The sequence below is a fragment of the Kineococcus rugosus genome (genome assembly GCF_050871975.1).
Classification (GTDB): Bacteria; Actinomycetota; Actinomycetes; order Actinomycetales; family Kineococcaceae; genus Kineococcus.
In genome coordinates this window covers 1-20,977 of sequence record NZ_JBJLSJ010000048.1, presented here as the reverse complement: position 1 = coordinate 20,977, position 20,977 = coordinate 1, and the positions used below count along the sequence as shown (strand labels likewise).

The 20,977-nt window shown below is 73.5% G+C and carries 19 protein-coding genes; 7 read left to right on the top strand and 12 right to left on the bottom strand.

All coding sequences use genetic code 11. The annotated features are described in order from the left end of the window. Nucleotides 1-73: 73 nt before the first annotated feature. Together ACRYM6_RS20950 and ACRYM6_RS20945 are read right to left on the bottom strand one after the other, a co-directional pair. The gene (locus ACRYM6_RS20950; protein WP_432544825.1) at nt 74-1,342 is read right to left on the bottom strand and encodes a DUF4032 domain-containing protein; all 1,269 of its coding nucleotides are present in this window, start codon (nt 1,340-1,342) and stop codon (nt 74-76) included. Between the two features lie 79 nt (nt 1,343-1,421). Next, entirely contained in the window at nt 1,422-2,498 is a 1,077-nt protein-coding gene (locus tag ACRYM6_RS20945; RefSeq protein ID WP_432544824.1) for an ABC transporter ATP-binding protein, read from the bottom strand. A 270-nt stretch (nt 2,499-2,768) separates the two neighbouring features. Between ACRYM6_RS20945 and ACRYM6_RS20940 the strand changes: the two genes are divergently transcribed. The 3 genes from ACRYM6_RS20940 to ACRYM6_RS20930 all read left to right on the top strand — a co-directional run bounded on the left by ACRYM6_RS20940 (nt 2,769) and on the right by ACRYM6_RS20930 (nt 5,884). Beyond that, on the top strand, nt 2,769-3,251 hold the full coding sequence (locus tag ACRYM6_RS20940; RefSeq protein WP_432544823.1) for a cation:proton antiporter regulatory subunit: 483 nt from the start codon (nt 2,769-2,771) through the stop codon (nt 3,249-3,251). Between the two features lie 68 nt (nt 3,252-3,319). After that, entirely contained in the window at nt 3,320-4,504 is a 1,185-nt protein-coding gene (locus tag ACRYM6_RS20935; RefSeq protein ID WP_432544822.1) for a cation:proton antiporter, read from the top strand. A gap of 99 nt (nt 4,505-4,603) precedes the next feature. After that, nucleotides 4,604-5,884 carry a cation:proton antiporter gene (locus tag ACRYM6_RS20930; protein WP_432544821.1) on the top strand — a complete coding sequence of 427 codons (1,281 nt, stop codon included), beginning with the start codon at nt 4,604-4,606 and terminating at the stop codon, nt 5,882-5,884. Between the two features lie 33 nt (nt 5,885-5,917). Here the strand turns inward: ACRYM6_RS20930 and otsB are convergent, their stop codons facing one another. After that, entirely contained in the window at nt 5,918-6,706 is a 789-nt protein-coding gene (gene otsB, locus ACRYM6_RS20925; RefSeq protein ID WP_432544820.1) for a trehalose-phosphatase, read from the bottom strand. Beyond that, entirely contained in the window at nt 6,703-8,121 is a 1,419-nt protein-coding gene (locus ACRYM6_RS20920) for an alpha,alpha-trehalose-phosphate synthase (UDP-forming) (RefSeq protein ID WP_432544819.1), read from the bottom strand. The genes otsB and ACRYM6_RS20920 overlap by 4 nt, the downstream gene beginning before the upstream one ends. 139 nt (nt 8,122-8,260) lie before the next feature. Between ACRYM6_RS20920 and ACRYM6_RS20915 the strand changes: the two genes are divergently transcribed. Further along, on the top strand, nt 8,261-10,144 hold the full coding sequence (locus ACRYM6_RS20915; protein ID WP_432544818.1) for a serine/threonine-protein kinase: 1,884 nt from the start codon (nt 8,261-8,263) through the stop codon (nt 10,142-10,144). On the opposite strand, the gene ACRYM6_RS20910 is transcribed toward ACRYM6_RS20915, so the two are convergent. The 8 genes from ACRYM6_RS20910 to ACRYM6_RS20875 form a co-directional block, all read right to left on the bottom strand. Further along, nucleotides 10,137-11,063: a DUF6807 domain-containing protein gene (locus tag ACRYM6_RS20910; RefSeq protein WP_432544817.1), complete on the bottom strand. Its 927-nt coding sequence runs from the start codon at nt 11,061-11,063 to the stop codon at nt 10,137-10,139. The two genes, ACRYM6_RS20915 and ACRYM6_RS20910, sit on opposite strands and share 8 nt — an antisense overlap. Then, nucleotides 11,060-12,139, bottom strand: coding sequence for a Gfo/Idh/MocA family protein (locus ACRYM6_RS20905; RefSeq protein ID WP_432544816.1), 1,080 nt, complete (start codon nt 12,137-12,139; stop codon nt 11,060-11,062). The genes ACRYM6_RS20910 and ACRYM6_RS20905 overlap by 4 nt, the downstream gene beginning before the upstream one ends. An 11-nt stretch (nt 12,140-12,150) precedes the next feature. Then, nucleotides 12,151-13,449, bottom strand: a complete 1,299-nt coding sequence (locus ACRYM6_RS20900) for an ABC transporter substrate-binding protein (RefSeq protein WP_432544815.1) — start codon at nt 13,447-13,449, stop codon at nt 12,151-12,153. Further along, a complete protein-coding gene (locus ACRYM6_RS20895; protein ID WP_432544814.1) occupies nt 13,446-14,762 on the bottom strand; it encodes an ABC transporter substrate-binding protein in 1,317 nt (438 codons plus the stop codon). Before ACRYM6_RS20895 ends, ACRYM6_RS20900 begins: the two co-directional genes overlap by 4 nt. A gap of 46 nt (nt 14,763-14,808) precedes the next feature. Further along, nucleotides 14,809-15,708, bottom strand: a complete 900-nt coding sequence (locus ACRYM6_RS20890; RefSeq protein ID WP_432544813.1) for a carbohydrate ABC transporter permease — start codon at nt 15,706-15,708, stop codon at nt 14,809-14,811. Then, complete coding sequence (locus ACRYM6_RS20885; protein ID WP_432544812.1) at nt 15,698-16,621, bottom strand: carbohydrate ABC transporter permease; 924 nt, start codon at nt 16,619-16,621, stop codon at nt 15,698-15,700. Before ACRYM6_RS20885 ends, ACRYM6_RS20890 begins: the two co-directional genes overlap by 11 nt. Before the next feature lie 135 nt (nt 16,622-16,756). Next, nucleotides 16,757-17,872 (bottom strand): LacI family DNA-binding transcriptional regulator, encoded by a 1,116-nt coding sequence (locus ACRYM6_RS20880; RefSeq protein ID WP_432544811.1) that lies wholly within the window; start codon nt 17,870-17,872, stop codon nt 16,757-16,759. A 39-nt stretch (nt 17,873-17,911) separates the two neighbouring features. Next, nucleotides 17,912-18,202, bottom strand: coding sequence for a GNAT family N-acetyltransferase (locus ACRYM6_RS20875; protein ID WP_432544810.1), 291 nt, complete (start codon nt 18,200-18,202; stop codon nt 17,912-17,914). A 208-nt stretch (nt 18,203-18,410) separates the two neighbouring features. On the opposite strand from ACRYM6_RS20875, the gene ACRYM6_RS20870 reads away from it, so the two are divergent. From ACRYM6_RS20870 to ACRYM6_RS20860, 3 genes are all read left to right on the top strand, one after another. Further along, nucleotides 18,411-19,094, top strand: a complete 684-nt coding sequence (locus ACRYM6_RS20870; protein WP_432544809.1) for a TetR/AcrR family transcriptional regulator — start codon at nt 18,411-18,413, stop codon at nt 19,092-19,094. Between the two features lie 134 nt (nt 19,095-19,228). Beyond that, a complete protein-coding gene (locus tag ACRYM6_RS20865) occupies nt 19,229-19,696 on the top strand; it encodes a VOC family protein (RefSeq protein WP_432544808.1) in 468 nt (155 codons plus the stop codon). A gap of 115 nt (nt 19,697-19,811) precedes the next feature. Then, nucleotides 19,812-20,849, top strand: a complete 1,038-nt coding sequence (locus ACRYM6_RS20860; RefSeq protein WP_432544807.1) for an aldo/keto reductase — start codon at nt 19,812-19,814, stop codon at nt 20,847-20,849. Nucleotides 20,850-20,977: the final 128 nt, after the last annotated feature.

Sequence of the window (20,977 nt, the reverse complement as noted above, 5' to 3'; positions counted from 1 at the left end):
GAGCGTCCTCCAGGGGTCGGGTGGGGCAGGTCGGCGGCAGCCGTCGGTGAGGGAGCCGTCGGTGCGGGAGCCGTCAGTACAGGTCGGGGTCGATCACGGGCAGGGCCCGGGTGTCGACCTCCAGCACCGCCCGCTCGTCGGGCTTGTTCGGCAGCACCCCCACGACGTAGGAGTTCACCGCCTCCTCCAGGCCCACGTCGCGCATGGCCCGCTCGGACAGGTACCAGCGGTGCTCGAGCACCTCGTGGAACAGCTCGGCCGCCTCGACCTTGCCGCGCATCTCCCGCGGCACCGCGCGCTGCACGGGCTCGAAGACGTCCGCGACCCAGTCGTGGGCGACGATCTCCTCGTCCTCGCCCTGCCGGCCGTTCGCCGCGGTGTAGGAGTCGAGGTCGTTGAGCAGCCGGCGGGCCTGGTTCTCCTCGGCGTCCAGCCCCGTGAGCCGCAGCAGGCGGCGCGAGTGGTGACCGGCGTCGACGACCTTCGGCTCGATCCGGACCGTCGTGCCGTCGATGTCGGTCGTGATGGCCAGCTCGCCGACGTCGAACCCGAGGTCGTTGAGGCGGCGGATGCGGGCCTCCACGCGCCAGCGGTCGCCGCGCTCGAACGACTCCGGCTCGGTGAGCTCGGCCCACAGCGCGTGGTACCGGGACACGATGCGGTCGGCGATCGCCAGCACCTCGTCCATGTCCGCGTCCAGGGCCTCGGAGGCCACGACGTCCATCAGCTCACCGGCGATGTTCGTCCGGGCCAGGTCCACGTCGTACTCGCGCTGCCCGGTGGACAGCTCGTCGTACAGCTCACCGGTCTCGGCGTCCACCAGGTACGCGGCGAAGGCGCCGGCGTCGCGGCGGAAGAGGGCGTTGGACAGCGAGACGTCGCCCCAGTAGAAGCCCGTCAGGTGCAGCTTGACCAGCAGCACCGCGAGGGCGTCGACGGCGCGCTTGGCGGTGTCCGGGCGCAGCGTCTGGCTGTACAGCGCCCGGTACGGCAGGGAGTACTGCAGGTGCCGGGTGATGAGCACGGCGTTCAAGGGCTCCCCGTCGCGGTCCACGCGGCCGGTGATGACGGCCACGGGCGCGACCGACGGCACCTCGAGCCGGTTCAGCAGCCGCAGCATCCGGTACTCCCGGTGCGCGATGGGCGCGTTCGTCTCCTTGACCGCCAGGACGCGGCTCCCCAGCTTCACGAACCGCACGATGTGCCGCGAGATCCCCCGGGGCAGGGCCGCCAGGTGCTTCTCGGGCCACTCCTCCAGCGGGACGTCCCACGGCAGGTCGAGCAGTTCGGGGTAGGGGCGGGAGGCGGTGATCTGCAGCGACGCCGCCGTCGGGGTGCTCACGGGTCCATCCTCTCAGGGCCGCACGCGCGGAAGGCCGCCGCTCCCGCGGGGAGCGGCGGCCTTCCGGTGCCGGGGATCGTCAGGCGCCCAGGCGCTGACCGCTGTTCACGTCGAACAGGTGCACGTGGCCCTGCTTCGGCGTGAAGTGGACGGTCGAACCCTTCTCCGGGGGACGACGGCCGTCGACGCGCGCGATGACCTGGTGCGACTCGCCGCCGGGCTGGGCCAGCGAACCGTAGATGTAGGCGTCGGCGCCGAGCTCCTCGACGACCTCGACCTGCACCGGCAGACCGGCCGTCGACAGCTCCAGGTCCTCGGGCCGCACGCCCAGGGTGACCTGGTTGCCGGTGCCGGTGAGCAGCTGGCGCTCCACCGGGTGCACCGTGTCGCCGAAGCGCACGCCGCCGTCGGTCGCGTCCAGCGTCAGCAGGTTCATGGCCGGGGAGCCGATGAAGCCGGCGACGAAGACGTTGTTCGGGTGGTCGTACATGCGGCGGGGGGTGTCCACCTGCTGCAGCAGCCCGTCCTTGAGGACGGCGACGCGGTCACCCATCGTCATGGCCTCGGTCTGGTCGTGGGTGACGTAGACCGTGGTGACGCCCAGGCGGCGCTGCAGGGAGGCGATCTGGGTGCGGGTCTGCACGCGCAGCTTGGCGTCCAGGTTCGACAGCGGCTCGTCCATGAGGAACACCTGCGGCTGGCGGACGATCGCGCGGCCCATGGCCACGCGCTGGCGCTGACCACCGGACAGGGCCTTGGGCTTGCGGGTCAGGTACTGCTCCAGGTCGAGGATCTTCGCGGCCTCCTGCACGCGGCGCTTGATCTCGTCCTTGGGGGTGCCGGCGATCTTGAGCGCGAAGCCCATGTTGTCGGCGACCGTCATGTGCGGGTACAGCGCGTAGTTCTGGAACACCATCGCGATGTCGCGGTCCTTCGGGGGAACCGTCGTGACGTCGCGGTCACCGATGAGGATGCGTCCGCCGTTGACGTCCTCGAGACCGGCGAGCATGCGCAGCGAGGTGGACTTGCCGCAGCCGGAGGGGCCGACGAGGACGAGGAACTCGCCGTCCTCCACGTGCAGGTCCAGGGCGTCCACCGCGGGCTTGTCGCCACCGGGGTAGATGCGCGTCGCCTTGTCGAACGTGACCGTAGCCATCGTCAGGTTCCTTCCACCGGCAGGTACGTGCCGGACGATCCGTCGTGGAATGGGTGTCTCCAGTTGTCCTCAGCGGCGCTGCCGGAGACCGTCGCGTCGCTGCGGTGCTCGGATCATGCACGACGAACCCCGCCGGGGCAAGGGCCCCCGCCGGGATGCCCGCGGGCCCGCGCGGTGTTGCACCCGGCAGGACGTCGCGACGACGTGGCGTCCGGGGGACAGCCGGCGCCCTCGTCGTCGGCTCCCTCGACCGTGGAGGACACTGGACCCGTGGACCTGGAAGAGACCAAGCTGCCCGGCGTCGGGCTGCGGCACGACTTCACCACCGCGCGCGGCCGGCGCGTCGGCGTCGTCTCCACGCGGGGCGGCGAGCGCGAGCTGCTCGTCTACTCCCAGGACGACCCCGACGCCTGCCACGCCGTCGTCGACCTCGACGCCGACGAGGCCGAGGTGCTGGCCGAGCTGCTCGGGCAGCCCCGCGTCATCGAGCGCCTCGCCCGGCTGCGCGAGCAGATCGAGGGCCTGGCCACCGAGGGCATCTACCTGGAGGACGGTTCACCGTTCGTGGGGCGGACCCTCGGCGACGCCGCGATCCGCAGCCGCACCGGCGCCTCCGTCGTGGCGCTGGTGCGCGACGGCGAGGTCGTGCCCTCGCCCGCGCCGTCCCAGCGGTTCCGCTCCGGTGACAAGATCGTCGTCGTGGGCACCGAGGCGGGCGTGCGCGCCACCGCGGAGCTGCTCAAGCACGGCTGACCCGCCGCACGACCCCGGCACGACTCCCGCACGACTCCCGCACGACACGGAAGGACGGAACTCGACAGGTGCACGCCGCTGCTCTGCTCATCGAGCTCGGCGCGGTCATCTTCGGGCTCGGTCTCGTCGGTCGCCTCGCCGGACGCCTCGGGATCTCCCCGGTCCCGCTGTACCTGCTGGCCGGGCTCGCCTTCGGCGCCGGCGGGGTCGTCCCGCTGAACGCGCCCGAGGAGTTCCTGGAGGCCGCGTCCCAGATCGGCGTGGTCATGCTGCTGCTCCTGCTGGGGCTGGAGTACTCCGCCGGGGACCTGCTGGGGAACCTGCGCCGGCAGGCCCCCGTCGGCGTCCTGGACCTGCTCCTCAACGGGCTGCCGGGCGCCGCGTTCGGGCTGCTCATGGGGTTCGGCCCCGTGGGCGCGCTGGCCATGTTCGGCATCACCGCCGTCAGCTCCTCCGGGATCGTCGCCAAGGTGCTCGCCGACCTCGGCCGCCTCGGCAACCGCGAGACGCCCTCGATCCTGGGGATCCTCGTCCTGGAGGACCTCGGGATGGCCGTCTACCTGCCCGTCCTCACCGCGGTCCTGGCCGCCTCGGGGGTGTGGGAGGCGACCGGTTCGGTGCTCATCGCGCTGGCCTGCCTGGCCGTCGCCCTCGTCGTCGCGCTGCGCTGGGGGTCGGTCGTCTCCCGGTTCGTCTCGGCCGGGTCCAGCGAGGTCACGCTGCTGCGCGTCCTGGGGCTGGCGCTGCTCGTCGCCGGGGTCGCCGAGCAGCTGCACGTCTCCGCCGCCGTCGGCGCGTTCCTGCTGGGCATCAGCCTGTCGAACGACCTCGAGGAGGAGACCCACCACCGCCTCGAACCGCTGCGGGACCTGTTCGCCGCCGTGTTCTTCGTGTCGTTCGGCCTGTCCACCGACCCCAGCTCGCTGCCGCCGGTGCTGCTGCCGGCCCTCGTCCTGGTCGTCATCGGCGTGGTCACGAAGCTCGTCACGGGCTGGTTCGCGGCCAAGCGCGCCGGCATCGCCGTCCCCGGCCGGATCCGCGCCGGGGCCGCGCTGATCCCGCGCGGGGAGTTCTCCATCGTCATCGCGGGCCTGGCCACCGCCGCCGGGGTCGACCCGCGGCTGGCGGCGCTCGCGGCGGCCTACGTCCTCGTCATGGCCGTCCTGGGGCCCGTGCTGGCCCGCTTCGCCGACCCGTGGGCGCGGGCGTACGTGCGCCGGCAGCGCGAGAGGGCCGCCACCACCGCCCGCTGAGGGCGGGACCGTTCGCGCTGCGCGCGGGCGGCGCCGGGGGGATGCTGCACGGGGGCCAGCGGGTCCCGCGCACCCCCCTGCGACCGCACCGTGGAGCCGATGCTCACCTTCGTCCTGTTCTCCCTGGCCGGCTTCAGCGCCCTCGTGGCGGCGCTGCTGCCCCGGATCGTCCACTCCCTGCCCATCAGCCTGCCCATGGCCTTCCTGGCGGGCGGGGTCGCGCTCGGGTTCGTCCCCGGGCTGCCCACCGTCGACCCGGTCGAGCACGCCACCGCCACCCAGCACGTCACCGAGATCGTCGTGATCATCTCGCTCATGGGGGCGGGGCTGGCGCTGGACCGGCCGATCGGCCGGAAGGCGTGGACGTCGACCTGGCGCCTCATCGCCGTGGCGATGCCCCTGACCATCGCCCTGGTGGCCCTGGGCGCCCACCTGCTGGCCGGGCTGCCCCTGGTGGCGGCGCTGCTGCTGGGCGCGGTGCTGGCCCCCACCGACCCCGTCCTGGCCAGCGACGTGCAGGTCGGGGAGCCCAGCGACGCCGAGGGCGCCGAGGACGAGGTGCGGTTCGCCCTGACCAGCGAGGCCGGGCTCAACGACGGCGCCGCGTTCCCGGTCGTGCACCTGGCCGTCGCGCTCGCCGCCGCCGGGGCGGCCGCCGGCTGGTCGGAGGTGGGGCACTGGGCCCTGGAGGACGTGCTGCTGCGCGGGGTCGTGGGCGTGGTCGGCGGGCTGGTCATCGGCAAGGTGCTCGGCGCGCTGTTCTTCCGCTCCCCGCTGCCCTCGCTGCGCCTGGCCGACCAGGCCGAGGGGTTCACCGCGCTGGCCGTGACGTTCCTGGCCTACGGGCTGACCGAGCTGGCCCACGGGTACGGCTTCGTCGCCGTGTTCATCGCGGCCTGCACCATCCGGTCGGCCGAGCGCGCCCACGGCGCGCACAAGGTCGCCCACAGCTTCGTCGAGCAGATCGAGCGGATGCTCACCTCGTGGCTCCTGCTGCTGCTCGGGGCCGCGCTGTCCGACGGGCTGCTGGAGGCGCTGACCTGGCAGGGGGCCCTCGTCGGGGTCCTGCTGATCGTCGTGATCCGCCCGCTGGTCGGGTGGGTCAGCCTGCTGGGCACCCCCGGGGGGCACCGCGAACGGCTGATCATCGGCATCTTCGGCGTCCGGGGCATCGGGTCGCTGTTCTACCTGTCCTACGCCCTGGCCGAGGAGGGGACGTTCCCGGCCGACCCGTTGTGGGCGGTCGTCGGGTTCACCGTCGCCCTGTCGGTGGTGCTGCACGGGCTCACGGCCACCCCGCTGGTGCGGCGGCTGGACGCCGCCCGGTTCCGGGCGGCCCCCAGCGACGGGGCGGAGGACGTCGCGCGGACCCACCTGTGAGGCCGGCCCGGCCCGTCGCGGGCCGGGGCGGGGTTACCGGGCGCGCAGGTCGGCCAGCCGGCCGAGCAGCACCGCCACCTCGTCCGGGTCCGCCACCCGCAGCGCGGCTCCCGTCTCGCCCTCGCCGACCTTCACGGTGACGTCCCCCGCGGCCGGGTCCAGGGCCGCGAAGCCGTCCTCGTCCGTCACGTCGTCGCCGGCGAAGAGCACGGCCTCCACCGTCGGGCCCCGGCCGGACAGCCGTTCGCGCAGCCGCCGGATCCCGCCGCCCTTGCCGAGCGCGACCGCGCCGAGCTCGACGACCTCCTTGCCGCGCAGCGGGTGCACCCCGTCCCAGCGGGCCGGGCCCGACAGCGCCGCCTCCGTGGCGGCCGCCGCGTCCGGGCGCGCGGCCCGCCGCGTGTGCAGCACCGCCGACATCGGCTTGCGCTCCACGTGCACCCCGTCGCGGCCCGCGGCGATCGCGTCCAGCTCCGCCCCCAGCCGTCCCAGCAGCTCCTGCTGCGCGGGCGTCAGCGACTGCCCGCCCGCCGCGCCCTCCAGCGAGCTCTGCGTCCCGTGACCGCCCACCAGGACGACCCCGTCCGGGGGGCTCGCGCAGGCGCGCAGGTCGTCCAGGTCGCGCCCGGAGACGAGCGCCACGTCGGTCGTGGCGACCAGCCGCTCCAGGGCCGCCGCGGCCACCGGGGACGGGCGGGCCGCCGACGGGTCGTCGACCAGGGGGGAGAGCACCCCGTCGAAGTCGAGGGCGACCAGGACGCGGCCGCGCGCGGCGAACCCCGCCAGGGCGTCCTCCACGGCCGGGTCGAGGACGGGGCTCACGCCTGCGCCGCCGTCCGGGGGTGCTCGGCCAGGGCCTGCAGGAACGAGGCCGCCCACCGCTGCACGTCGTGGTCGGCCACCCGCCGCCGCAGCGACCGCATCCGGCGGCCCGCCTCGCGCGGCGACATCCGCAGCGCGCGCACGATCGCCGCCTTCAAGCCGTCGATGTCGTGCGGGTTCACCATCAGCGCCTGGCCGAGCTCGTCGGCGGCCCCGGTGAACTCGCTCAGCACCAGCACCCCGCGCTCGTCGTGCCGCGAGGCGACGTACTCCTTCGCGACGAGGTTCATGCCGTCGCGCAGCGCCGTCACCAGCATCACGTCGGCGGCCAGGAACAGCGCCGCCATCTCCTCCTTGCCGTAGGAGTGGTGCAGGTAGTGCACGGCGGTGTTCTTGATGGTCCCGTGCGTGCCGTTGATCCGGCCCACCGTGACCTCGACGTCCTGGCGCAGCTGGATGTACTGCTCGACCCGCTCGCGCGAGGGCGTCGCCACCTGGATCAGCGCGGCCTCCTCGACGCTCACCTCCCCGTCGTCGAGCAGCTCCTCGAACGCCTTCAGCCGGTGCAGGATCCCCTTGGTGTAGTCGAGCCGGTCCACGCCCAGCAGCAGGTGCTCGGGGTTGCCCAGGTCGCGCCGGATCTCCGCCGCGCGCGCCTTGACGTCCTCGCGCTGGGCCAGCTCGTCCAGCGTCCCGTAGTCGATGGAGATGGGGAACGAGGCCGCCCGCACCTCCCGGCCGCCCTCGGCGTCCAGGCGGATCCGGCCCGAGCGCGCCGGCAGGTTCGAGGCCCGGCGGCAGGCGCGGGTGAAGTTGCTGGCGTCCGCGGCGCGCTGGAAACCCACCAGGTCCGCGCCCAGCAGGCCGTCGATGATGGCCTTGCGCCACGGCAGCTGCGCGAAGATCTCGAACGGCGGGAACGGGATGTGGTTGAAGAAGCCGATGTGCAGGTCCGGCCGCTGGTCGCGCAGCATCCGCGGCACCAGCTGCAGCTGGTAGTCCTGCACCCACACCGTGGCGCCCTCGGCGGCCTGCTGGGCCGCGGCCACCGCGAACCGCTCGTTGACGCGCACGTAGGCCTCCCACCAGCTGCGGTGGTAGCCCGGCGCGACGATGACGTCGTGGTACAGCGGCCACAGGGTGCCGTTGGAGAACCCCTCGTAGTAGTCCTCCACCTCCTCCTCCGACAGCCCGATCGGCACGCAGCGCACACCCTCGGCGTCGAAGGGTTCCGGCGGTTCGCCGGGGGAGCCGGCCCACCCCACCCACGCGCCGTCCTCGCGCTGCATCACCGGTTCCAGGGCCGTCACCAGGCCGCCGGGGCTGCGCCGCCACGACGTCGACCCGTCGGGCTCCTCCACGCGGTCGACGGGGAGCCGGTTGGCCACCACCACCAGGTCGTAGTCGCCGGCCATCGGGGGTTCCTCCTCGGGTTGGTCTCACCCGGACCCTACCGAGCGCGCCCGCGGCGCACCCGTCGTGATCGTGATCACGACCGTGTGAAGAGCCCGTGCACGCTCGGGGAGCGGGCCCGTCCTGCCGTACCGTGGGGGCGTGGTCACCCCCTTCCCGCAGTCCGGCGGCGACGCGCGGACCCGCGCCGTCGAGACCGGCGCGGGTGGTCCCGCGGCCCCGGACCTGCGGGTCGCGCACACCCCCGCCCAGACCTGGCGGCCGCACGCGTACGCCCCCTCGCCCGGCGACAGGCTCGGCCCGTACCGGCTCGACCGCGAGGTCGGCCAGGGCGGCATGGGCATCGTGTACCTCGGCCTGGACGACGAGCACCGCGCCGTCGCGATCAAGGTCCTCAAGCCGCACATCGCCGCCGACCCGCAGGCCCGCCAGCGCCTGGCCCGCGAGGTCGCCACCCTCGAGCGCGTCCGCTCGCCGCGCGTCGCGGAGGTCATCGCCGCCGACGTCGACGGCCAGTGGCCCCACCTGGTGACCCGCTACGTGCCCGGGCCGCCGCTGGAGCACGTCGTCCAGACCCGCGGGCCGTTGCGCGGCAGCCGGTTGCGCGACCTGGGGCACGGTCTGGCCGAGGCCCTGGACGCCATCCACGCCGCCGGCGTCGTGCACCGCGACCTCAAGCCCAGCAACGTCCTGCTCCTCGACGGGCTCCCCGTCGTCATCGACTTCGGGATCGCCCACGTCGCCGACGACGTCCGCCTCACCTCCACCGGCCTCGTCATGGGCACGCCCGGCTACCTCTCGCCCGAGGTCGTCGCCGGCGGGCTCGTCTCCCCGGCCACCGACTGGTGGGGCTGGGCCGCGACCGTCGCGTTCGCCGCCAGCGGCCGGCCGCCGTTCGGGACCGGGCCGATGGAGGTCGTCCTCGACCGGGTCCGGCGCGCCGACGTCGACCTGTCCGGGGTCCCGGCCGACCTGCGCGGTCCCGTCCTGGCCGCGCTCGCGGTCAACCCGGCGCACCGGCCGCACCCGCAGGCCCTGCTGCGCGCCCTGGACGGGGCGACGACGGGCCCGCAGGCGCACGCCGGCCCGGTGGACCGCACGACGGCCGTGCCCGCGCCCCCGCCGCAGTCCTCGCCGCAGTCCTCGCCGCAGCCGGAGCGGTCGCGCTTCGAGTCCCTCATCTCCGACGAGACGACCAGCCTGCCGCCGGTGCCCCCGGCGGTGCCCGCCGCGGAGGTGACGAGCGTGCTGCCGCCGGTGCGCACCGCCCCGCCGACGGCGCCGTTCGCGCAGCCGGCCGCCGACCGCCGCCCGCCGGTGCAGCAGGCCCCGCCCGGCTGGATCCCGCGCGTGCCCGGCCCCGGGCCGGCGCCGCTGGTGCACCCGTCCCCGACGGCCGCGCAGCCGGCCGGGCAGGAGCCCGTACGGCGCGGCACCAACGGCGAGCCCGCGCGGCCGCAGCGGTCCTGGACGATCCTCGCGGCGCTGCTGGCCCTCGTCGGCGTCTTCGCGGTCGCCCCCGCCACCGGGGTGGTCCTGGCCCTGGTCGGGGGGACCGTCGCGCGCACCGTCGACCGCGTCGCGGCCGGGTTGTTCCGCCGCCGCTGGGAGGCCGGGCCCCGCTCGACCGACGCCCTGGCCGTCGGTGCGGCCACCCCGTGGCACGCGTTCCGGGCCGCCGTGTCGACGGTCGTCGCCGGGATCGTCCCGCTGCTGGTGGGGGTGAGCGTGCTGTTCATCCTCGGCACGTTCGGCCGGGACCTGGTGGGCGGTCACGAGAGCCCGGTGGTGATGGCGCTCAGCGGCCTGGCCGGCACGCTCGTGGCCTGGCACGGGCCGGGGGGCCGGTCGCTGCAGCGGGGGACCCGCACGGCGATCCGCAGCGTGCTGCGCGGCGAGCGCGAGACGGGGGTCGCGGTGGGCGTCCTGCTGCTCATCGCCGTCGCCGCCCTCGTCATGGTCCTGGGCGGGGAGGCGGTCGACTGGCGCCCGCTGACCTCCTCCCCGCTGACCTGGCTCAGCTGAGCCCGGCCGCCAGGACGTCGCGCCCCACCTGCGCCAGTTCCCGCCCGCGGGACCCCTCGGCCGACCCGTCGGCGATGACGACGGCGTAGCGGAACCGCAACGTCGAGCCGGCGGCGAACGGCAGTTCCTCGGAGAAGAACGGGGCCGGGCACACGGCCGCGAACTGCTCGCTGCGGACGAACCACTGCGGCGGGTGCCTCGGGTTGTCGGCGGCGTCGACGAACACTAGGCTGGACGCGGCGTCCACCTCGTCGTGCCGGCCGGTGAAACCCATCCAGGCCGCGCGCTGCCCGCGCAGCTCGTCCCCGCCGTCGCCCTGGGGGGCCAGGACGGTGCCGTCGGTGAAGGACCGCGGCCCGCGCCAGAACAGCCCGCCGTAGCCGGCGTTGTCGCGCCCGGCGGTCGTGGGGCTGCCGATCGCGATGCCGGCCCCGCTGACGTTCTTCATCGCGGTGCTGAACGTCAGCGCCCAGGTCGCGTCGTCGACGAGCCGGAAACCCAGCGTCCGCTCCTCGGCGACGACCTGCTCCCCGCGCTGGGTGGTCCACCGCAGCCGGTGGGTGAACCGCAGCTCCTCGGCGGTGCCCTCGGTCGCCGAGGTCACCTCGACGGTGTCCATGGAGCCGTCGTTCTCCAGCTGCCGGTACCCCTCGCCGCGGACGAACGTCGGCCCGCCCCAGAAGTTGTCCGGCCCCAGGTGCGGCAGGGACCAGGTGATCCCCTTGTGCCACACGTGGTCCCACGGCCGGTACAGCGAGACCAGGTGGCCGGCGCGGGTGCGCAGCGGGTGCAGGTACGGGCGGGGGGACTCCAGCTGGGCGACGTCGCTGACGTAGTGGTAGCGGGTGAGCTCCACCGCGCCGTCGCCGACGCGGTACTCCCCGGTGCCGGGTTCGTGCCGGCCGTGCAGGGCGCTCACCGCCACACCGCCCCCGTCCCGTCCATCGCCGCGTGGAAGGGGTCGCCGGGCTGGATCTGCCCGCGGCGCACCACCTCCCCGGTGAACGCCGACCGGTACACGGCGGCGACGAGCTCGAGGGTGGCGCGGGCCTCGCGCAGCGGCACCGGGGGGACGGCCCCGTCGTCGAGGGCGTCGAGCACGGCGCGGAACTGCGCGGTGTGGCTGGAGGCGACGCCCTGCGGCGCCCGCGACCACGCCTTCTCGACGTCGTCCTCGTGGCCGGGGGCGGCGGTGACGCGGAAGTCCTCGTCGCGGTAGCCGTACAGGTGGTTCAGCTCGACGCTGGCGTGCTCGAGGTCGAACCGCATCGTCGTCGTCTCGCGCACCGACACCACGGAGTTCACGACGCTCGCCAGCGCGCCGCCGGCGAACCGCACGGTGGCGACGGAGACCTCTTCGGTCTCGGTGGGCCGCGACCCGCGGGCGGCCATGGCGCCGACCTCCTGCCAGGGGCCCAGGACGCTCAGCATCACGTCCACCTGGTGGATGCCGTGGCCCATCGTCGGGCCGCCGCCCTCGAGGGCGAAGCTGCCGCGCCACGGGACCTGGAAGTAGGCGTCGGGGCGGTACCACTGGGTGAGGCAGGTCGCGACGAGGGGACGGCCCAGGGAGGAGTCCTCCACGAGCGAGCGCAACCGCTGGACGCCCGAGCCGAACCGGTGCTGGGAGACGACGGCCACCGAGCCCGTCGCGGCGGCCTCGGCGGCCAGCAGCCGGTCGGTCTCGGCCAGCGAGAGCGCCACGGGTTTCTCCACGACGACGTTCGCCCCGGCCGCGAGGGCCTGCTCGGCCAGCGGCACGTGCGCCGACGGCGGGGTGCAGACGTGGACGAGGTCGACCGGTCCGTCGGCCAGCACGGCGGCGAGGTCGCCCGCCGTGCGCGGCACGTCCCAGGTCTGCGCGAACGCGCTGACCCGGTCGTGGTCGACGTCGACCGCGGCGACGACCTCGACGCGGTCGGACAGGCCGCGCAACGCCTTCGCGTGCTCCTGGGCGATGCCGCCGGTCCCGACGACGACTGCTCTTCGACGCACGTGCTGCCTCCTCAGGCGGTCTCGACGGACTGGGTCAGCTCGTCGACCAGCGCCTTCGCGGCGGCCGGCGGCTGCTGCTTGCCGAACAGGACGTCCGAGCCGTAGCGGCGGACGATCTCCTCGATGCCCGAGGCCCCGGCGGGGGCCGAGGGCGGGGTCTGCGCGACGACGTCGGCGAGGGAGTCGGTGTAGGCGACGGCGATCTTGTCGGTCTCGGACAGCTTCGGGGTGATCTGCTCGCGGATCGCGGTGTTCGCCGGGATGCCGCGCTCGGTGAGCATGAGGTCGGCGACGCCGGGGTCGCCGACCAGGTGGCTGAGGAACGTCGCGGCCGCCTCGGGGTTCTTCGAGCGGGCCGAGACCGACCAGAACATCCCGGGCTTGTAGTAGAGCCCGGGGGTGCCGCCGACGGTCTGGGTCGGGGGGCGCAGCAGCTGCAGCGGCTGCCCGCTGGCCTTGGTGAGGGCGGTGACCTGCGTCGACCACATCGCGCTGAAGGCGTTGAGGTTCAGCGCCATGCCGTTCTGGTCCAGGGCCGCGGTGGCGCGTTCCATCGCCACCGACACCGGGGTGGCCGCGCCGGAGGCGACGAGGCCGAGGTTGTACTCCCACCAGTCGACCAGCTGCCCGGTCTCCAGGACGACCTTCCCGTCCTCGTCGTAGAGGGCGCCGCCGTTCTGCTTGACCCACAGCTGGAGACCGGCCTCGTCGATGCCGCCGGTCGCGCAGCCGTGGACGTTCGGCAGCCCGGCGGCGGTGATGGCGGCGGACAGCGCCTCGTAGTCGTCCCAGGTCCAGGCCGTGTCGTCGGGCAGCTGCAGGCCGGCCTGCGCGACGATCCCGGGGTTGGTGACGATCGCGAGGGGCACGATCCCGGTGACCAGGCCGAGCAGGCCGTCGGGAGTCTGGCCGGTCTCCAGCGCCGACTCCTCGATCCCGGTGGTGTCGAGGCCGTCGAGGGACGACAGGTCGAGCAGCGCGCCGCGGTCGCCGTAGGAGCGCAGGTAGATGGCGTCCATCTGGAACACGTCGGGGGCGTCGTTGGCCGCGGTCTGGGTGGCGAGCTTGTCCCAGTACCCCGACCACTCGGCGAACTCGCCCTTGACGACGATGTCGGACTGGGAGGCGTTGAAGTCGTCGATGATCTGCTGGGTGTACCGGTGGCGGGCGTCCGAGCCCCACCACGCGAACCGCAGGGTCACCGGCCCGGAACTGCTGGACCCGCTGCCGCCACCGCAGGCGGCGAGCGTCGCGGCGGTGCCGAGGGCGGCGCCGGAGGCGAGGACGGTGCGTCGGGCGAGGGTGCTCATGCGGATTCCACCGAGTTCGTGAGTTCGTCGACGAGGCCGCGCGCCGCGGCCTGGGGGGTCTGCTTGCCGAACAGGACGTCCGAGCCGTAGCGGCGCACGATGGCCTCGATGTCGGAGGCGCCCGCCGGCGCGGAGGGTGGGGTGGCGGCGATGACGTCGGCCACGGCGTCGGTGTAGCCGATGGCGACCTGCCCGGCCGGGTCCAGGAGGGGGGCGATGCGCTCGCGGACGGCCGGGTTGGCGGGGATGCCGCGTTCGACGAGCATCGCGTCCTGCACCTCCTCGGCGTTGGTGAACCAGTCCAGGACGGTCGCGACGGCCTCGGGGTTCTCGGTGCGCGAGGACGCCGACCAGAACATCGAGGGCTTGTAGTACAGGCCCCACTCCCCGGAGGTGGTCTGGCGCGGGGGCCGCAGCAGTTTCAGCGGCGCACCGCTGGCCTTGGTGAAGGCGACGACCTGGCCGGCCCAGTACGTCTGGAACCCGACGCGGTTGGTGGCCAGCGGGGTCTGCTCCAGGGAGGCCGACGCCGATTCGATGGCGAGGGAGACGGGGCCCGCGGCGTTGTCGGGCAGGATGCCCAGGCCGTACTCCCACCAGCTGACGAGGTGCTCCTCGGGCAGGACGACCTTCCCGTCCTCGTCGTAGAAGGACGCGCCGTTCTGCTTCACCCACAGCTGGAGCTGGTTCTCCTCCAGGCCGGAGTTGGCGATCCCGTAGGTGCCGGCGGGGCTGGCCGCGGTGACCTGGGCCCCGATGCGGTGGTAGTCCTCCCAGGTCCAGGTGGTGTCGTCGGGGACGGCGACGCCGGCGGCCTCCAGGACGGTGGGGTTGGTGACCATGCCCAGGGGGTGGATGGCGATGACCAGGCCGAGGAGGCCGTCGGGGGTGCGGCCGGTCTCCAGGGAGGAGGCGTCGATGCCGGAGGTGTCCAGGCCCTCCAGCTCCGACAGGTCCATGAGGGCGCCGCGGTCGCCGTAGGAGCGCAGGTACTTCTCGTCCATCTGGAAGATGTCGGGGGCGTCGTTGGCGGCGACGGTGGTGGCGAGCTTGTCCCAGTACCCGGACCACTCGCCGAACTCGCCCTTGATCTGGATGTCGCTGTGGGTGGAGTTGAACTTCTCGATGAGCTGCTGGGTGTACTGGTGCCGGGTGTCGCCGCCCCACCAGGACATCCGCAGGGTGACCGGCCCGGAGCTGCTGCTGCTGCTGCCGCCGCAGGCGGTCAGGCCCGCGGCCGCGGTGGTGCCCAGGGCCGCGGTGGTGAACGCGCGCCGGGACAGGGGGGTGCTCTTCGCGCTGGGGGTGCTCATGGTCGTCCTTCCGTGGGCCTCGTCGCCCGGTCGGTGGAACCGGTGGTCACTTGCCGCCGGTGGTGGCGATGCCCTTGATGAGGAACCTCTGCCCGAACAGGAAGGCGAGGAAGATCGGGATGAGGGAGACGACGCTCATGGCGAACATCTCGCCCCAGGAGGACTCGCTGGTGGCGTCGATGAACGACTTCAGCGCGATCGGGACGGTGTACTTCGCCGGGTCGGTCAGGTAGATGAGCTGGCTGAAGAAGTCGTTCCAGGTCCAGATGAACGTGAAGATCGTCGTGGTCGCCAGCGCCGGCACCATGAGGGGGAGGATGATCCGGAAGAAGATCCGGCCGTGCCCGCAGCCGTCGATGCGCGCCGCCTCGTCGAGCTCGCGCGGGATGCCGCGGATGAACTGGACCATGAGGAAGACGAAGAAGGCGTCGGTGGCGAGGAACTTGGGCACCACCAGCGGCAGGAACGTGTTGAGCCAGTCCAGCTGGGAGAAGAGCACGTACTGCGGGACGATGACGACGTGGATCGGCAGCATGATCGTCATGAGCATGATGGCGAACAGCGTCTTCTTGGCCAGGAACTCCATGCGGGCGAAGGCGTACGCGGCCAGCGAGCAGGAGATCAGGTTCCCCAGGACGGCGCCGAGGACGACGATCGTGGAGTTCACCAGGTACAGGCTGAAGGGGTCGGAGAACGCGTTCCAGCCGCCGGGGTAGTTCTGCGGCTGCGGGTCGCCCACGAACAGGCCGGCTGCGTTGAAGACCTGGTCGGGGGAGCGCAGCGAGCCGGCGATCATCCACAGGACCGGGTAGAGCATCACGAACGCGACGGCGATCAGCCCGGCGTGCTTGAGCAGCGACCGCACGTGCGAGGGCCACGGCGAGACCGGTCGCGGTGCGGGGGCGACGGTGGTCGTGACGTCGGGGGAGCGCAGGTCAGTCGTCATAGAACACCCACCACTTGGACGCGTAGAAGTTGATCGCGGTGAACACGCCGATGATCAGCAGCAGCACCCAGGCCATGGCCGAGGCGTAGCCCATGTCGAAGTTCTGGAAACCCCGCTGGTAGAGGTACAGCGTGTAGAAGAGCGTCGAGTCGCTGGGCCCGCCGGTGCCGCCGGAGACGACGAAGGCCTGGGTGAAGGACTGGAACGCGTGGATGAGCTGCAGCACGAAGTTGAAGAAGATGATGGGCGTGAGCAGCGGCAGCGTGATCGACCGGAAGATCCGGGCCCGCCCGGCGCCCTCGGTGGCGGCGGCCTCGTAGTACATCTGCGGGATCTGCCGCAGGCCGGCGAGGAAGATGACCATGGGGGCCCCGAAGGTCCACACGTTGAGCGTGATGAGGGTGCCCAGGGCGGTGGAGGGGTCGGAGACCCAGCCCTTGCCGGCGACCCCGAAGAACCCGAGGAACATGTTCACCAGGCCCTCGCTGCCGAACACCTGCCGCCACAGCACCGCGATGGCGACGGAGGAGCCGAGCAGGGAGGGCAGGTAGAACACCGACCGGTACAGCGCCAGCCCGCGCAGCCCCCGGTTGAGCAGGACGGCCAGGCCCAGGGCGATGCCCAGCTGCAGCGGCACGGACACGAAGACGTAGACGAGGGTGACTTCGAGGGAGTGGTGCAGGCGGGTGTCGCCCAGCATCCGCTGGAAGTTTTCCAGGCCGATCCACTCGGGGACCTGGATGAGGTTGTAGTCGGTGAACGACAGGTACAGCGACGCCAGCATCGGGCCGATGGTGATGACCAGGAGCCCCACGAACCAGGGGGCCAGGAACAGGTACGCGGTCCGCGTCTCGCGCTTGCCGGCGGCGGCTCCCTGCCCCTTGAGCTGCTTCAGTTCTCCCAGGGCGCTCACGACTCACCTGCCACCGGGGTGCTTCTCAGGTCCTGCACTGCTCCTCCAGGTCTCCGTCGACCAGCGCGGATAGCGCTTACCGGCGAGACAGTAGCAACTCGCCCCCGCCGACGGAAGACACCTCGCCCGGCGGGCTCAGGCCGTCAGCGGCGGCGTGCTCGCCCGCAGCAGGACCTCGCCCTCGACGTGCTCGTGGCGCACCGGCCCGCCGTCGGCCGTGTCGACCAGCTCGAACAGCCGCGTCCCGATCTCGGTGAGCGGCAACCGGACCGTGGTCAGCGCGGGGGAGACGTCCCGCAGCGTGGGGATGTCGTCGAACCCCGCGATCGCCAGGTCCCCCGGCACGTCCAGCCCGGCGTCGCGCGCCGCGGCGATCGCCCCGACCGCCATGACGTCGTTGGCCGCCAGCAGCACCGGAGGACGGCCGTCCACCCGCGTCAGCGGCCCGCGCCGCAGGAAACGCGCCACGCTGTCGTAGGCGCCGTCGCGGGTGAACGGGCCGCTGAGCCGCTGCACCGGTCCCAGGCCCCGATCCCGCAGCCCGGCCAGGAAACCCGCCGTCCGGTCGCGCGCGGTCAGCAGGTCCTCCGGGCCCTCCAGCAGCAGGGCCTCCCGGTACCCCAGGTCGGCCACCGCCCCGGCCAGCCGCGCCGCGGCGCCGGTGTTGTCCACCAGGACGGTGTCGACCCCCAGGACGTCCTGCGTCGCGGCCGCCACCAGCCCCCCGCTGCCGCGGAACGCCTCCAGCTCCGCGCGCAGCGCGTCCGTGCGCCCGGCGTCGTCCCAGCGCGACCCGGCCAGGATCACCGCCCGCACCCGCTGCCGGCGCAGCGCCGCCACGTGCGCCACCTCCCGGTCGGCGTCCCCCCGGCTGACCGCCAGGGTCACGATGGCCCCCGACCCCTCGGCGGCGTTCATCACCCCCGCCGCCAGGGACGAGAAGTACGGGTCGGCGATGTCGTGCACGACCAGCCCCACCACGTCCGACCGGCCGCGCGCCATCGCCTGCGCCTGCGCGTTCGCGCTGTAGTCCAGCCGGGCCGCCGCCGCGTGCACCCGCTCCCGCAACGCCTCCCCGACCACGCGCGTGCTGCCGTTGAGGACCCGCGACGCCGTCGCCAGGGAGACCCCGGCCTCCTTGGCGACGTCGTCGAGCGTCACCGGCCCGGCCGGGCGCGACCGGCGTGCGCGGCGGCGCGGTCGCTCGCCGGGCGCGGGGGACGACGCGGAGGGGGACGCGGGGGACGACACGCAGGACATGGTGCCCTGCGCGGCCCCCCGTGCGGGCGCTCACAGGAGGTCGGCGTACTCCTCGGCGTGCCGCCGCAGGTGCAGCCGCACGAACGAGCAGGCCGGGACCACCCGCAGCCCCCGGGCGCGGGCGTCGAGCAGCGCCGCGTCCACCACCTTCGTCGCCAGGCCCTGGTGCTCGTGGGCGGGGTCGACCTCGGTGTGCACCATCGCGACCGCGCCGTCGCGCGGCACGTAGTCGGCCAGCGCCACCACCCGCCCCTCCAGCCGGCCCTCCCAGCGGTGGGCCCGTTCATCGTGGGTGACGACGAGGTCGTCCGCGCTGCTCATGCCCACGGCAACGCCCCGGTTCCCGCCGGCCTTCCCGGGCCGCGGCGCCGGGCGGCGTCCTGGTGCGCTCCGGTGGGGTCGGCGGCCGCTGCGCCGTGTCCACCGCGCGAGGCTCCGCGGAACTCCTCATCCAGGCCGCGCTGGACCAAATCGGTACTGCTTCGTTCCGGTACTTGCGCGTTCTGGATCGAGCACCTACCTTCGAGGAGTGGCCGACGCCACGGTGACCGACGACCAGGAGGGGGGACCGGTGGACACCACGGGATCCGGAGCACCGACCGGGACCCCGCCCGACCCGCCGGTGCGCCCGGGCCGCAAGCGGGACCACACCCGGGACGCCGCCCTCCTGGACGCCGCGCTGGACGTCCTCGCCGACGTCGGCTACGACGCGCTGACCATCGACGCGGTCGCGGCCAGGGCGAAGGCCGGCAAGGGGACGGTCTACCGACGCTGGTCCTCCAAGCACGACCTCGTCCTCGACGCCATCGAGCGGCTGCAGCGGACGCAGGTCGACGCCGGCACGTTGCCCGACACCGGATCCCTGCGGGGTGACCTGCTGGCGCTGTTCCAGCCCCTGGGGCCGGAGCAGACCGCCCGGCGGCTGGCGATCATGGCTGGTCTGGCGTCCACGGCGGCTCACGACGACGCCCTCGCCGAGGCCGTCGACGCCGCGGCCATCCGGCCCTGGGCCCAGGCGCACCTGCTGTTCATGACCCGGGCCGTCGAACGCGGCGAGATCCCGGGGGACGCCCCGATCCAGACCGCGTCCCAGATCCTGCCGACCATGGCCGCCTACCGGTCGATGGTCCAACGCCGACCCTTCACCCGCGACTTCCTCGAGGAGATCGTCGAGGGGATCGTCCTCCCCGCCCTGCGCAGCACCACGCGCTGACCCGCCCCACCACGCCACAGCACGTCAGCTCTGGCGTGTCGTCGTCCCACGCCTGTCGCCCGGCGTGGACGCGCTGCACGTCCCGCGTCGCCGTGACGCGGGGTCGACACGTCCCCTCGATCAGGAGAGCCCTCATGAGCATCCGCACCACCACGCACCTGAACTTCCGCGGCCAGGCCCGCGCCGCGCTGGAGTTCTACCAGTCCGTCTTCGGCGGCAGCCTGACCATCGCCACCTACGGTGACTTCGGCATGCCGAAGGACGTCCCCGGTGCCGACCACGTCGTCTTCGGAGCCGTCACCGCGGACAACGGGTTCCGCGTCATGGCCTACGACGTCCCCGGCCAGGCGCCCGCGCCGAGCACCGGGTCCGAGCCCACCACCCGCCGCGAGAACGGGACGACGGTCACCACCGAACCCTTCTTCCTGTCCGTGCGCGGGGAGACGCTGCAGGAGGTCGAGGGGTTCTGGGCCGACCTGGCCGTCGACGCGACCATCATCGAGCCGCTCGCCGCCTCGGCGTGGTCCCCGGGGTTCGGCATGCTGGCCGACCGCTTCGGCGTCACCTGGATCCTCGACGTCGCGGCCTCCCACCAGTCCTGATCACCGTGCCGGGCCGGCGTCGCCGCGTCCAGGCGGTGCCGGGAACCGGTGACGGCGCGATCGACGCCCCGCCGACCGTCGGCGGGGCCCCTGGCGGTCCCCACGAGGAGGAACCATGAAGCTGCGGCCCCTGGGACGGACCGGACTGGTGGTCAGCCCGTACTGCCTGGGCACCATGATGTTCGGCGACGCCGGGAACAGGGACGAGGACGACTGCGTCCGCATCACCCACCGCGCCCTCGACGCGGGGATCAACGTCATCGACACCGCCGACGTCTACGGCGGGTCCGGTGCCACCGAGCGCATCGTGGGCAGGGCGCTGCGCGGTCGCCGCGACGAGGTGGTCCTCGCCACGAAGTTCAGCGGGCCCATGGGGCCCGGCGCCAACGAGAGGGGCGGTTCCCGGCACTGGGTGACCACCGCCGTCGAGGGTTCTCTGCGTCGCCTGCAGGTGGACCACATCGACCTCTACCAGCTGCACCACCCCGATCCCCGCACGGACGTCGAGGAAACCCTCTCCGCCCTCGACGACCTGGTGAGGTCGGGCAAGGTTCGCGCCATCGGGCACTCCAACCTGCCGGCCGCCGACATCGTCGAAGCGCAGTGGGTCGCCGAACGCCGCGGCCTCAGCCGCTTCCGCACCGAGCAGCCGACCTACTCCCTCCTGAACCGCGGGATCGAACGAGACGTCCTGCCCGTGTGCCGGAGGTACGGCCTGGGGACCCTGACCTGGAGCCCCCTGGCGATGGGGCTGCTGACCGGGAAGTACCGCGGTGCCGACGCGGCCGTCGCCTCGGCCGCGAGGACGCACTGGGTCCCGCGGCACATGAGCGATCCGGGCAAGCACGCTGCGGTGGAGGAACTCGCTGCGGTCGCCGACGCGGCGGGGATCAGCCTGACGCACCTGGCCGTGGCCTTCACCGTGGCCCACCCCGCCGTCACCGCCGCCATCATCGGACCCCGCACCGTCGACCAGCTCGACGACCTCCTGGCCGGCGCAGGGACCGTCCTCGACGACGCGATCCTCGACCGCATCGACGAGATCGTCCCCCCTGGCCTGGACGTGGGACCCCTGGACGTCTCCTACGTCCCCCCGCACCTGAGCGACCCCGGCCACCGCCGCCGGAGCGTCGTGGAACGGGTCGCCGCCTAGGTGTACCCGGCCAGGACGTTGGTGACAGCGCGGCGGCTTGAACGCAGGAGGACCTCCGAGTGGGGTGTGACTTGTCGAAGGTCCACATCCACCCGGAGGTCCTCGTGGCCCACGCTAACGCCCGCACC